This window comes from Actinoplanes sp. OR16, from assembly GCF_004001265.1.
Lineage (GTDB): Bacteria > Actinomycetota > Actinomycetes > Mycobacteriales > Micromonosporaceae > Actinoplanes.
The window spans coordinates 6,570,070-6,582,625 of sequence record NZ_AP019371.1; the positions used below are offsets into that span (position 1 = coordinate 6,570,070).

Annotated in this window: 15 protein-coding genes; 5 read left to right on the forward strand and 10 right to left on the reverse strand. The window is 69.9% G+C overall.

The window, feature by feature from the left end:
• Positions 1-15 precede the first annotated feature (15 nt).
• From EP757_RS30030 to EP757_RS30040, 3 genes are all read right to left on the reverse strand, one after another.
• Positions 16-873, reverse strand: a complete 858-nt coding sequence (locus EP757_RS30030; RefSeq protein WP_127551690.1) for an LLM class F420-dependent oxidoreductase — start codon at positions 871-873, stop codon at positions 16-18.
• A 227-nt stretch (positions 874-1,100) separates the two neighbouring features.
• On the reverse strand, positions 1,101-1,529 hold the full coding sequence (locus EP757_RS30035; RefSeq protein ID WP_127551692.1) for a rhodanese-like domain-containing protein: 429 nt from the start codon (positions 1,527-1,529) through the stop codon (positions 1,101-1,103).
• 127 nt (positions 1,530-1,656) lie between these two features.
• Entirely contained in the window at positions 1,657-1,995 is a 339-nt protein-coding gene (locus tag EP757_RS30040; RefSeq protein WP_127551694.1) for a hypothetical protein, read from the reverse strand.
• A gap of 490 nt (positions 1,996-2,485) precedes the next feature.
• On the opposite strand from EP757_RS30040, the gene EP757_RS30045 reads away from it, so the two are divergent.
• The gene (locus EP757_RS30045; protein WP_127551696.1) at positions 2,486-2,965 is read left to right on the forward strand and encodes a macro domain-containing protein; all 480 of its coding nucleotides are present in this window, start codon (positions 2,486-2,488) and stop codon (positions 2,963-2,965) included.
• 60 nt (positions 2,966-3,025) lie between these two features.
• On the opposite strand, the gene EP757_RS30050 is transcribed toward EP757_RS30045, so the two are convergent.
• Entirely contained in the window at positions 3,026-3,331 is a 306-nt protein-coding gene (locus EP757_RS30050) for a GlsB/YeaQ/YmgE family stress response membrane protein (RefSeq protein ID WP_127551698.1), read from the reverse strand.
• A gap of 399 nt (positions 3,332-3,730) precedes the next feature.
• Between EP757_RS30050 and EP757_RS30055 the strand changes: the two genes are divergently transcribed.
• Together EP757_RS30055 and EP757_RS30060 are read left to right on the forward strand one after the other, a co-directional pair.
• Positions 3,731-3,976: a hypothetical protein gene (locus EP757_RS30055; protein ID WP_127551700.1), complete on the forward strand. Its 246-nt coding sequence runs from the start codon at positions 3,731-3,733 to the stop codon at positions 3,974-3,976.
• A gap of 18 nt (positions 3,977-3,994) precedes the next feature.
• Positions 3,995-4,483: a hypothetical protein gene (locus EP757_RS30060; RefSeq protein WP_127551711.1), complete on the forward strand. Its 489-nt coding sequence runs from the start codon at positions 3,995-3,997 to the stop codon at positions 4,481-4,483.
• Here EP757_RS30060 and EP757_RS30065 read toward each other — a convergent pair.
• From EP757_RS30065 to EP757_RS30085, 5 genes are all read right to left on the reverse strand, one after another.
• On the reverse strand, positions 4,413-5,327 hold the full coding sequence (locus EP757_RS30065) for a class I fructose-bisphosphate aldolase (protein ID WP_127551713.1): 915 nt from the start codon (positions 5,325-5,327) through the stop codon (positions 4,413-4,415). The genes EP757_RS30060 and EP757_RS30065 overlap by 71 nt on opposite strands.
• A 155-nt stretch (positions 5,328-5,482) precedes the next feature.
• A complete protein-coding gene (locus tag EP757_RS30070) occupies positions 5,483-5,704 on the reverse strand; it encodes a hypothetical protein (protein WP_127551715.1) in 222 nt (73 codons plus the stop codon).
• A gap of 130 nt (positions 5,705-5,834) precedes the next feature.
• Complete coding sequence (locus EP757_RS30075; protein WP_127551717.1) at positions 5,835-8,801, reverse strand: SUMF1/EgtB/PvdO family nonheme iron enzyme; 2,967 nt, start codon at positions 8,799-8,801, stop codon at positions 5,835-5,837.
• Positions 8,801-9,517 (reverse strand): SDR family NAD(P)-dependent oxidoreductase, encoded by a 717-nt coding sequence (locus EP757_RS30080; protein WP_160165919.1) that lies wholly within the window; start codon positions 9,515-9,517, stop codon positions 8,801-8,803. The genes EP757_RS30075 and EP757_RS30080 overlap by 1 nt, the downstream gene beginning before the upstream one ends.
• Positions 9,518-9,728: 211 nt before the next feature.
• The gene (locus EP757_RS30085; RefSeq protein WP_127551721.1) at positions 9,729-10,391 is read right to left on the reverse strand and encodes an HAD hydrolase-like protein; all 663 of its coding nucleotides are present in this window, start codon (positions 10,389-10,391) and stop codon (positions 9,729-9,731) included.
• A 56-nt stretch (positions 10,392-10,447) separates the two neighbouring features.
• Between EP757_RS30085 and EP757_RS30090 the strand changes: the two genes are divergently transcribed.
• On the forward strand, positions 10,448-10,732 hold the full coding sequence (locus EP757_RS30090) for a hypothetical protein (protein ID WP_127551722.1): 285 nt from the start codon (positions 10,448-10,450) through the stop codon (positions 10,730-10,732).
• Between the two features lie 123 nt (positions 10,733-10,855).
• On the opposite strand, the gene EP757_RS30095 is transcribed toward EP757_RS30090, so the two are convergent.
• Positions 10,856-11,845: an LLM class flavin-dependent oxidoreductase gene (locus EP757_RS30095; RefSeq protein ID WP_127551724.1), complete on the reverse strand. Its 990-nt coding sequence runs from the start codon at positions 11,843-11,845 to the stop codon at positions 10,856-10,858.
• A gap of 77 nt (positions 11,846-11,922) precedes the next feature.
• Between EP757_RS30095 and EP757_RS30100 the strand changes: the two genes are divergently transcribed.
• Positions 11,923-12,552: a TetR/AcrR family transcriptional regulator gene (locus EP757_RS30100; protein ID WP_127551726.1), complete on the forward strand. Its 630-nt coding sequence runs from the start codon at positions 11,923-11,925 to the stop codon at positions 12,550-12,552.
• Positions 12,553-12,556 lie beyond the last annotated feature (4 nt).

Here is a 12,556-nt window from a genome sequence, read left to right on the forward strand (position 1 = left end):
GTTCTGCCCGGCTCTTCAGCTGCCGCTCTGCTCGGCGCTGAGGTCCAGCTCGGCGGCGAGTGCTCGCAGCGTGGCGATGATGTCGCTGCGGGCCGGCTGGACCTGGACGCAGACGTGGTCGGCGCCGGCGTCGAGATGGGCCCGGACCGCTGCGGCCAGCGCCGCCGCGTCACCGTGGACGACGATCCGGTCGATCAGGTCGTCGCTGCCCTCACCGGCGATGTCCGCCTCGGTGAAGCCTCCCCGCAGCATCGACGTGGTGTAGTTCGACAACTGGAGGTACAACCGCAGGAACTTCCGGGCCTTGATCCGCGCCGCCTCGGCATCGGTGTCGAGCACCACCGTCTGCTCCGGGGCGATCAACGCACCCTCTCCGAGCACCTGCCGCGCCTCCGCGGACTGCGCCGGAATCGTCAGATAAGGATGAGTGCCCGCACTGCGTCCGGCCGCCATCGCGAGCATGCGCGGGCCCAGCGCCGACAGGATGCGCGCCTCGGCCGGCACGCCACGGTCGTCGAGGACGTCCAGGTAGCGGGCCATGGCGTCCACCGGCCGTACCCGATCCGGATCCGCCTCCCGGTGGCCGGAGCCGATGCCCAGCAGCAGCCGCCCCGGGTGCTTCGCCTCGATCCGGTGCCACGAATCGGCGAGCTCAGCGGCCTCCGACGACCAGATGTTCACGATCCCCGTCGCGATCTGCAGCGACGACGTGGCGTCCAGCAGCTCCTCGGCTTGGCGCAGGTCGGAGCTGGGAGAACCGCCCAGCCACAGAGTCCCGTACCCGAGATCCTGAATCGCCCTGGCCAGACCTCCATCGAGATCACGGCCTGAACGCCATACGCCGACGGTTCCGAGTCGCTGGCTCCAGATCATGGTCGGCAGCCTACGCGGCTACAGTGGCGGCGTGCAGATTCCCGGGCTGTGCGAGGTGACGAAGGACCCCGATTCCCGAGGTCACCAGGGATAGTCACGCCGATCGGCATGTCTACGTCTCGCTGGAATGCGAGGGCGACGGGGAGGAAGAGCACGGCCTCTTAATTGTCTTCCGCTGAAGTGATGTCGTCCCGAGGCGGCCGGATGGATAGGCCGGCTCGCTTCGATCAGCGGCGGATGTCGACCGGGCCGGAATGTGTCGGCAGCCCCGCGGTGAGCCACGCCTCCATCCCGCCGATCATGTCGGTCGCGCGGTGCAGACCCAGCTCGCGGAGACTGGCCGCGGCGAGGCTGGAGCTGTACCCCTGCCTGCAGACCACGATCACCAGGAGGTCGTACCCGGTGGCCTCCGGAATCCGAAACGGCGACTCCGGATCGAGGCGCCACTCGAGAACCGTGCGATCGATGACGAGCCCTCCGGGAAGATCGCCCTGCTCACGTCGCTGGACGTCGGTCCGGGTGTCGATCAGCAGAGCGCCCCGTGCCGTGGCCTCCACCGCCTCACGTGGATGCAACCGCAGCATGCCGGTCCGGGCGCGGTCGAGCAGCGCCTGCACGCCGGGCGGCTGTGTCGTCAGTTCCTCGGTGACCTCCATGTCTTGATCAACGTAACAGGGACGCATCTGACTCGCAGGCGAGCGGATCAGGCCTCGTGAATGGAACAGCGAGCCTCAGGGGCCGGCGCACCCACCCGGCCACTCGTCGCCGGCACGGCTGTCAGGGTCAGCTCTCCACGACGAGGCGGCGTGCTCGGAGGATGTGTGCCCACCAGGGACGCGGTGACGAACGAGCGGCGCGGAGGCGTGGCCTGCGCGTCTGCTTGATGCTGATCCAGCCGCCGGGTCCCATGGTCACGGTCCCGATCGCCCGGCGTGGATGCAGAGCCACAGCGGTCGCGATGGAAACCGCGGCCACCGTTCCCAGTGCCGCGATCGCCACCGCCGTCGCATCGATCGCGGGCACGTAGACCGTGCGGTCAGGCTGCGAGCGGAATGCCCCGATGTCGCGCCGCCCGGCGCGCACCGTGACCAGATCGCGTTGCTGGTCGAGAACCGTCGTCATGACTGCCTCCTTCAACGGTGTCATCCGGCGTCAGATGGTCCCGCGCGAGCTTCGCCTGCGCCGGACCGTCGCCGGGTCGTCTCGCCTCCGGGACTTCCATCTGAGCTACGGGTGAGCGCCCACCGGCCGCGACGGGTCCGTCTTGACGACGGTGGGTCTGGTGGCTCGCTGGCCATCCGCTTCATCTTCCCTGCTCGGCGGCTGGTGGGCGCCTGAGTCAAGAATCGCGCGGCGGTCTTCTGATGCGCAGTGCCGTTGGTCCTGTTCATCTGGTCATCCGCCTTATGGCTCGGGTCGTCGGCCGGCTGCCTCCGTCATGAGTGGCCCCATCATTGCGAAGTCGGCATGACACGGGCCTAACAGCGTTCGTTCGGCTGCTGTCATGCGCCGGCTGGTTGACTCCTTTCCGACCGCGAAATCCGCGCCGGGCCGCAGCCCGCACGGCCGAAACTCGAGCGACAGTGGGGGACCACCGTGAAACGATCATCGAATGGTGCCGCTGAGAGTCATCAAGGGCGACGCGACCAGCCCGCAGGCGTCCGGACCGAAGATCATCGCCCACGTCTGCAACGACATCGGGGGATGGGGCGCGGGCTTCGTCGTGGCGATCTCACGTCGCTGGCCGGAGCCGGAGCGGGCTTTCCGTCAGTGGCACCGGGAGCGCGCCGGCAACGACTTCGGGCTGGGCGCGGTTCAGCTGGTGCAGGTCCTCGCGGATACCTGGGTGGCCAACATGGTCGGTCAGCGGGGAATCCGCACGAGCCGGAGCGCCGGCGTGCCGGTCCGCTACGAGGCGATCGACTCCGGGCTGGCGAAGCTGGCGGTGCATGCGGAGGATTTGCGGGCGAGCGTCCACATGCCCCGGATCGGCTGTGGTCTGGCCGGCGGCAAGTGGGACCGCGTCGAGCCGATGGTCGTGACGCACTTGTCGGACCGCGATATCCCGACGGTCGTCTACGACTTCGACTGAGCGGCAGTGGGGGAGCGGGCATCCACGGTCGGGGCCGCGGAACGGCAGGGCGGGCGGTGATCAGTCGCGAACGCGATCGGTGGAGAAGGCCTTCACCAGCAGTGCTGCGATCGCGACACCCACTACGGCTATGCCGATCTGGACGCCGATCACCGCCCAGTCGAAGGTTCGGCCCGTCACGGTGAAGTGCAGGTCGCTGTGGACGTTCCAGCGGTCGGACGCCCAGGTTCCTGCGAGCGCGGCGCCCATGCCGATCAGTACGGTCGGGATGACGCCGATGTTCTGCCTACCCGGGAGCACGGCCCGTGCCGCGATGCCGATCAGTGCGCCGAAGACGATCGCCGCTACATAGTCCTGGACGTCCACCGCGGTCCTCTCCCTACCGACGGCCCGGCCGGCGATGCTGTCGGCCGGCGATCGGGCGGTCCTGTCTCGACGTTGCCCATGGTGACGGCCGCGTCAAACGTGAATGAGATCAACTCGGCGGGCACACGGCGACGATTGCCTTCCACAGTGTGGCGTTGCCGAAGCGCTGAGCAGCAGCCACATCGGCGGCGGCGGGTCTGCGGGCTCGGCGATGCGCATGGTGGCCGTCCGTTCGGGGCGGATGGGCTTGGATTCTGGTGCTGCTCGGTGCTGCTCGGCTCGGCTCAGTGCTGCTCGGCTCGGCTCAGTGCTGCTCGGCTCAGTGCTGCTCGGCTCAGTGTGGCTCGGTGTGGCTCGGTGCGGGGCTGGTGCCGCTGACGGTTTCGCATTGTGGCCGCTGTGCGGTCGCGGGGAGGAGTTGGTGGTCTGGAGGTGTCGCGGGTCGCGGTCTACCTGAGCGTTCTCGGTGCTGCCGGTGCCGGTGCTGCTGCCGCTGCTGCTGCCGCTGCTGCTGCCGCCGCGGTCGGCGTCGGAGCCGCGTTCTGGTGGACGACCGGGTTCACCGGCCTGGCTGTTCTGCTGTCGGACGGGCTACCTGCGACGGCGAAGGGGAAGGAGGAGCGGGTCGGTGGCGCGCGTGGCTGAGGGTCCTATCATTCGGGCATGCCGACCGGGTGGCTTGGGCTGGACTGGGGGAACGTCCCGTCGTGGGTGGGTTCGCTGCTGACCGGCTCGTCGCTGGGGCTGGCAGCGGTCACCTACTACCGGTCGGGTGGGGATCGTCGCCGGCAGCTGGACGAGACCGAGCGCAGTGGAGCGGCACGGGTGACGCTCTGGTGGGTGAACCCGCGTAAGGCTCTGGTGCGCAACAGCAACGACGTCGCCGTAACCGTTCAGGCGATCATCAGAGAGGACGCCGGCAAGGACGAGAGGTCCGAAGTGCTGGGCCTCGGACCCGGTGAGACGCGCGGGCTGCTGCTCTCCGCCGATCGGGAGGGCAAGGCCGGTGCTGTGGCCGTCGCCATCGTCGACTCCTACGGGCGGTCGTGGATCCGTCATGCAGACGGCCGGCTGGACCGGGTCACCAGCGGGAGTTCGGATTCGACGCCGGGCCCGGGTTCGGCGACAGGATTGCGCTGGGAACCTCGTTGATCGTGGTGGCGTGCCCGGCTGAGGGTGGCAGGTGGCCCGCCCCCGGCCACTGATCGTCCAGGGCGCTGCGGAGCTTACGCAGGAAGGGGAGGGGGTCGGGCCGGGCGAAGATCTGCCGTCCGTAGGCGACGCCGTGGGCGCCGGCGAGTACGGCCTGGCGGGCCTTCTCGATCGCTTCCTCCTCGTCGGCGAGCTTCTCACCGGCGATCAGGATCGGGACGCCCATCGCGGAGTCGACGACGGTGCGGAAGGTCTGCTCCGAGCCGGTGTAGATCGTCTTGACGACTGAGGCGCCGAGTTCGACGGCTACGCGGACGCAGTGCCGGACCAGGGTGGCGAACTCTTCCGGTTCTTCGCGGCGGAGATCGGTGTAGTTCTCGTCGGTGCCGTCCGGGCGGCGGCCACGGGGGTAGGCGAACGCGACGACGGGGATGCCGAGGGGCTGGGCGTCCTCGATGCGCCGGCCGAGCATCTCCAGCTGGTCCGCCTCGAACGGTGACGTCATGTTGACGTGGCAGGCGATGGCGTCGGCGCCCATGAAGACGGCGTCGCGTACCGAGCCGACGGCGGCCTTGTGGGTGTGCTCGGCCATCGTGGTGCTGGCGCTCAGGTTCATCACGACAGGGGTGTCGGCGAGTTCGCGTTCGGCGGCGGCGATCGCGCCGCGGAAGCCGAGCACGGCGGTGACGTGTTCGAGAATGTCGCGGTGCAGCAGTGCTCGGATGTCACGCAGGTGATCTTCGGGTCCGGAGATCAGGCCGTCGTCGAGCGGGAGCCAGAGCGCAGGCCGGTTGTCCGGAACCAGCCGCCGCAGTCGCTTGCGGCAGCCCACCCCATCGTGCACGTGACCCTCCGCTGACTACGCATGGTGAAGGCGACAGGATACGCGCGCGGCGTTCTGGCGGGGCGGAACGTTACGCAATGTTGTCGCTATGGCGTCAACGAAAGCACAGCGTGATCAGTTATGACGGCTCTGTGGAGGAAAAACCCTCACGGGGGTCAGCCCAGGACGTCTGGAGTGTCCTGACGGACGAGCACGGTGAAGATGTCGTCGGGGGTGAGTCTGGCGCCCAGGGCTTCGAGGCGGCGCAGGATCTCGTCGTCGTCGGAGTCGGGATCGTCGGCCAGCAGGATGATCTCGCCGATCGGGTCGTCCACATCGACCGGGCCGCCGCGCATGCGGTCATCACGAGGCTTGCCCTGCGCCGCCTCGTCGCTCATCGCGCGCTGCCCGGAGTGGGTGCGCCGCTTGAACGGAGCGTAGCTCTTGGAGGGGACGCGCTGCCTGGAGGGGACGCGCTGCCTGATGTGGGCGCGCTGCCCCGACCGGCACCGGCGTTGTGGGAATCGCTCATGTCGGGCCCTCCGTGATGACGTATCTGAATCCGACGTCCTCGTTCTGTGCTTCGACATCCCCACGGCCACGATACGCCGGATGCGCACGCCAGCTTTCGTGCAGCCAGGAGCCGCCCTTGAGAATCCTTCGACCGTGGTCGCCCGCCGCGTAGTAGTCGAACACCCACTCGAAGATGTTTCCGCGCATCTCGACGGCCAGGTAGCGGCGTGCCTGGGTGCGGGTGGCGAAGGCGCCGATCGGCGTGGTGGCCGGCCAGTTCAGGTCGGCGGTGTTGCCGAAGCCGGGCTGTTCCGGCTCGCCGATCTGCTCGGTGCCGGTCAGGTCCCAGGAGTGCAGGCAGGCGGCTTCCCACTCGTCCTCGCTGGGCAGCCGGACGACCGCGCCCAGCCGCCGGCCCAGCCAGGCGCAGAACGCGTTCGCCTCGAACCAGGAGACGCCGACCACCGGTTGCAGCGGGTTGCGCAGGGCCTTCTTGTGCCAGAACGCCGGCGCCGCGAGCGGTTGTTCTTCCAGGGCACGCGCGTACTCGTACATCTCGCTTTCACTCATGGTGACGAACCGGACGAGGGCGGCAGCCTCGGCCGGCGTCGCTGCCCTCGTACGAAGCAAATGAATGGTCTTGGCGGGGTGATCCTGCCGCAGGCGCACCTGGCGTTGGCGCCAGGCGGCGACGAAGCGTTCGCGGGCGCGCTGTCGGGTGCGCCAGATCCAGCCTTCGAACGGCCACAGGCTCTTGTCCTCGTAGCCGCCGTCTTTGATGAAGGCGGCGTATTCGGCGTTCGTGACGGGGAAGCGGGAGAGCCGGAAGCCGCCGAGGGCGACGGTCCGCCGTTCGCTGTGCGTGGAGTTCGGATCGTGGCGTTTGCCGAGCTGCCATTCCTTCGCCGGTACGAACATCGTGGCGCCCTGGCCACCTTCACCCACGGACGGCAGCGTCCAGCCGAGATCGCCGAGGGCGGCGAGTATCCCGGCACGGGTGGCCGGGACGAAGACCGTGTCGAGCAGGTCCCGCAGGCTGGTGATGATGCGCTGGCGGACGGTCTCGGTGGCCGCCTCGCCCCGGATCGTGATGAAGACCCGGGCGGCGAGGACCGGGTCGACGGCGAGCAGGGCGTCGGGAACCTCCACACCGGTCAGCTGGGCGGCGAACTGGAACAGCTCGTCGTACCGGTGATGGGCGAAGCTCGGCGGGGCGCCGACGGCGGGCTGTGACCGCTCCTGCTCGGCGAACGCGAGCTGGACGAGCTCCTCGGTCGTGCAGCCGATCGCGGCGAACAGGTGCTGCATGGCCGGGTGGACGAACCGGATCTTCCCGCCTTCGAGCCGGAGGATGTCCAGGTCCTTCGCGGTCTCCAGGGCGTCCTGCGGTCGTACCTGGCTGTTGTCGAGGCGGTGGATCGCGCGGGCCAGGAATGCGCCGGCGTCGCCCGGCGACATGGTGAGCGGGGCCTTCCCGGCCGGCGACACCGGGAGCGACAGGTGCTTCGCGAGCTGGCCGAGCGCCCGGATGAGCGGGATCGTGCCGAGCGTCGGCCACGGGTCCTGGTTGGAGCGGGCGCTCGTCTCCAGGGCGCCGGCCAGGGCGCCGGGGATGAGCCGGGCGTGGTGGTTGTCCTGCTCCCATTCGCGCACGATCGCGGCCGACAGCTCGGCCCCGAACAGGCGGGTGCTGGTGGTCGCCACCCAGGACGCGCCGGATTCGAGGTAGGCGTGCAGGCGGACCGGGCTGGAGTACAACTCGACGAGCAGCGGGTCCCGTTCCAGCGCGACGGCGAGCCGCCGGGCCATCGCCACGTCGTGCTCGGTCGCGATGGCGATGATCTCCTCCCGGGAGAGGGGGAGGATCGTGACCGAGGTCGGCGCCTTGTCCCGGACCCGCATGGTGATCGCCTGGTCCCGGGTACGGCAGGTGGCGACGACCTTTCCCGCCCCGCGCTCGTAGAGCTCCTGGATCACGTCGCGCCACTGCGACATCCACTGTTCCGGCTCCAGGCCGCGCAGGCCGCCCTCGTTGAGGCCGTCGAGCAGGACGGTCCCGCCGTCGTCGAGGAACTGGTCGAAACCCCAGACCCGATCCACGTCGACGGCGGCGCTCCAGCGTTGCCGCAGCCAGTCGAGGGAGATGGTGGGCCGGGCCGGCTGGTCGGCGAGGGCGACGAAGAAGGTCAGCGGTACGGCCGGGCCGTCCGGCTGCCGTTCGATGTGGCGCATCGCGGCGTGGGCGTCGTAGTAGCGCAGCTGCACGCTCTTGCCGGACCGCGGCTCGCCGAGCAGCATCACCAGCGGCCTGGTCTGCGGGTCGCTCATCACGTCGTCGAGCGAGAGCGGCTTGGTCCGGGAGACGGTGAGGTCCTCGGGGCGGGCGAGCCGCAGCTTGACGAAGGACCGGCTGCGTTCATGACCGGTCCACCGGGCCAGCCGGCGCAGGTCGTAGTCGAGGGTGCTCACTGCCTTGCCCGGTCCGCTGAGGTCGTCGAAGAGCGCCCGGGAGACCGGCACGACGCGGGGACGGACCCGGCCGCGCAGCTGTTCGAGCAGCTGTTCGCGACTGTCGGCTCGCGGCTGGGAGTCGGTGGGGAGCAGCGCCGGCAGCCGGCTGAACACCAGCCCGGTCGGGCGGACCAGGTTCATCAGGTCGGCTGCCAGCGTCGTGAGGTCGCTGTTCTGCCCGGTCCAGCTCAGGCTGACGTCGCGCGGCCAGCCGCCGCCGGAGTGGGCCGCCGTCTCGACGGCGATCATGATGGTCGCCCGGTTCGCGAGACTGGTCAGCATGGCCTGCTGGCCGGTGCCGGGCCGGTCGCGGGTCAGCGCCACGACGCATTCGATCAGGGTGTCCCGGTCGCCGTTGGTGATCACCGCCTGCTGCCCGTGCTCGGTGAGGCGTTCCTGGAGCGCTTCGGCGGCCACCGGGCTGTCGCTCCAGATGCCGAACTGGATCCGCGGGCGGAGGTCGGGCGTCATCAGACGATCTGCCCGCCGTCGACGGGAATGGAGGCGCCGTTGATGAATCCCGCCTCGGGACCGGCCAGGAACAGCACCGTCGACGCCACCTCCGCGGCGGTCGCCATCCGCCCGAAGGGATTCATCGAGCGGTATTCGGCGAGCACGTCCTCTACGGTCGTACCCCGCAGCTCTGATCTGATTTTCGCAATCCGATTGATCATTTGCGAATCGACGGCGCTGGGGCGGATCTCGTTGCAGGTCACGCCGGTGTTCGCGGATTCCAGCGCGAGGGTTTTGGTGAGGCCGCTCAGGGCGTGCTTCGAGGCCACATAGGGCGCTCGGCGGGTGGCGCCGCGCAGGCTGTAGATGGACCCGATGTTGACGATGCGTCCCCAGCCGCGGCGCAGCATGCCGGGGAGCACCAGCTGGGACAGCAGAAAGGGGACCGTCACGTTGACGCGCAGCATCCGGTCCCACGCGGCGATGTCGACGGCGTGCGTCTCGTCCTCCGAGACGTTGATGCCGGCGCAATTGATCAGAATGTCGAAGTCGCTGACCGGCAGCGAGAAATCACCCGAGAAATCGATCTTGAATCCGGTCGCGCCGAGCGTCTCGGTCAGGCGCGCGGCGGCGGTGTCGTTCCGGAAATATTGGAAGAAGGTGTGGTGCCCGGCCTTGGCGAATGCGAGGACGACGGCCTCGCCGAGGGTTCCCGTGCCGCCGGTGACCAGCACGCGGAGTGAGCCATTTTCACCGTGACGAGAGCCTCGCCCGCCTGTGCCGGATAACGGCCCGGCGGCTTCAGGCCCGATGTCAGGTTGAGAATTGCTCAGCGGATTCGAGACTTCGCGACCGACAGCATCCGGCATATCGCCCCCGACATAGACAGTCGTCTAATCAGTATTTCTCCCGTAGCGCAGGGTAATACGCAGGTGACGGTGGCGGCTAGTCAAGTGACACGGGCGGCAGGCCCAGATGCCGGACGAGATCCGCGGGGGTCGCGCAGACCGCCGAGGCGCCGGCGTCGATGAGTTCTCCCGGCTCGGCGTACCCCCACCCGGCGCCGATGCAGCCGAGGCCGTTCCGGTGCGCGCCGGCCACGTCGTACCTGCGGTCGCCGACCATCACCGCATGCGTGCTGCCCAGGCGGGAGAGCGCTTCGCCGATCACCGACTCCTTCGTGGGCCGGGCCGCGTCCGGGGTGTCGCCGCAGACGTCCTCGATGAGCCCGGCCCAGCCCTGCTTCTCCACGATCAGCCGGGCCGCCGCCTCCTGTTTGCTGGTGGCCACGGCGATGCGCAAGCCGCGGGCCACGAGTTCGCGCAGCATGGCGTCGATTCCCTCGTACGGGGTGCTCCGCAGCCAGCCCGACTCGGCGTAGATCCGGCGGTACACGCCGACGATCGCCGCAGCCTCGTCCGCGCCGAAGAGCGGAGGCAGGGTCACGTACATCGGCGGTCCGAGCAGCTCCCGACCCAGGCCGGCGGCGGGTTCGGGCAGGCCGCGTTCGGCCAGGGCCGCCCTGAGCGATCCGAGGATGCCGTCCGCCGAGTCGACGAGGGTGCCGTCGAGATCCAGCAGGACCGTGTCGAGATGAGGTGCCGTCACCGGGACATTCTGGGCCCGCTCCCGGCGAACTTGACTCCGGGGTCGATGATGGAGTGATGGGCTCGGGTGGCTGGGTGATCCTCGAAGCAGGCGGGTTCGCGGCGGCGGCGCTGGCGGCCGCGGCGTGGCTCTTCGGCGCGCAGGGCGTGGAGCTGGCCAGCTGGTTCGCCGGCGTGTCCGGCGTGCTGGTGCTGCTGGCCGCGTTCGTGCTGGCCTACGGTGCGACGCCACCGCCGGCCGACCCTCCCGGCGGCGGTCCCCGCTGGGGGCCTTTCCCGCCCGCGGGGCCGGACCGGCCGATATCCGTGCCGCCCGCTCCGGCCGGCGGCGCTCCCCGTTGACCGCTGCCGTTCACCCTGGTGGCGGGTCGCTTCTTCGGCTCCCGCCTCGTTCCCTGGGACGCCGTGCCCGCTTGCCGGCGGTCCCGCGGATAGCCGCACGCGCCGCCGGAGCCCGCCGCTGACTCAGTCGGCGGACTCACGCAGGGCCGGGGCGATCTCGCCGGCCAGGCGGTGCACGGAGTCGTGGACCTGGGACTGCGGGAGGCCGCCCCAATCCGCCAGCAGTTGCAGGCGGTCGTAGCCGATGGCCTGGTGGAGGTGCAGGAGCTTCTCGGTGACCTGCTCGGACGTGCCGATCATCAGAGGGCGGTCGAGGGTGCGGCCCTCGGTGAAGGCCTGCTCGGAGACGACGAAACCGCCGCCGCCGGGGGACTTGGGCCGCAGGAAGTCGTGATAGTGCGGATAGGTGGCGGCCGCCTCGTGCTCGGAGGCGGCGCCGAAGTAGTGTGCCGCGACGCCGACCCGCAGGCGGTCGCCGTGGCCGGCCTGCTCACCGGTGGCGCGGTAGAGGTCGGTGAGGCGGCGCAGGTGGTCCGGTGATCCACCGAGGTAGCCGAGGATCAAGGGCAGGCCCAGCGCGCCGGCCCGCGCCACGCTTGCCGGTGAGCCGCCCGCGCCGATCCACAGCGGCAGCGGGTCCTGGACGGGGTGCGGAACCGTCTCCGGGCTGCCGGATCGCAGGCGCAGGAGCGACTCCAGCTTCGCCGCGAAGATCTCCTCGTACCGGTTGATGTCCACGCCGAACAGGGCGAACGGCTCCGGGTAGGCGCTGCGGCCCACGGTGATCTCGGCACGGCCGCCGCTGATCACATCCAGGGTGGCGAAGTCCTGGTGCACCCGGATCGGGTCGTGCACGGACAGGACCGTCACGGCGCTGGTCAGGCGAATCCGGCCGGTACGGGCGGCGATCGCGGCGAGGATCGGCGCGGGCGACGAGACGGCGAAGTCGCGGCTGTGGTGCTCGCCGACGCCGATGAGATCGAGCCCGGCGCGGTCGGCCTGCACGCCGAGTTCGATGATCTCGGCGGTGCGGCCGGCCTCGGTCGTCGGGCGGCCGTCGACGGTGCAGGGCTGCCGGTCGGAGAGGGATGCGATGCCGATCTCGACACTCACGGGGAGCCTCCAGGAGGGAAGGTAAGCTAACTGGAAGATAGCTTCCACTTGAGTCCCGATGACGGCAAAGGAATGTGATGAGCGAGTCAAAGCTGCGCGCCGACGCCGCTCGCAACCGGCAGCGGGTGCTCGCTGCCGCTGCGGAGGTGTTCGGTGAACTCGGCATCGACGTACCGATGGCCGCAGTCGCCCGGAGGGCTGGAGTGGGGATCGCAACCCTGATCCGCAATTTCCCGACCCGGGGAGACCTGCTCGCGGCGACGTTCGGCGACGCGATGACCGGCTATGCGGACCGCGCCGCGCGAGCCGCCGGAGACCCCGATCCGTGGACGGCGTTCGGTGACTTCATCACCTGGGTCTGTGCCGTCCCGCAGCGTGATCGTGGATTCGGCGAGGTTCTCACCCGGATGTTCCCCGAGGTCGAGGCGTTGGAGGCGGAACGCCAGCGTGGCCTGCGCGAATTCGTCCGGCTGGTCCGGCGGGCGAAGGACGCGAAGGTGCTGCGCCCCGACTTCTCGCCGCACGACCTGCCGCTGATCATGCTGGCCGCCGGGGGAGTGGCGCGCCCGGGCGTGCCGGCGCTGGCCGAGGCGGCGGACCGGCTGGTCGCCTACTTCCTGCAGTCGTGCGCGGCGGGCGGCGGCACGCGACTACCCGCGGGCCCGGATCCGCGGGCGCTCTATCGCGCTCTGGAGAGTTCCTCGTAGCCCT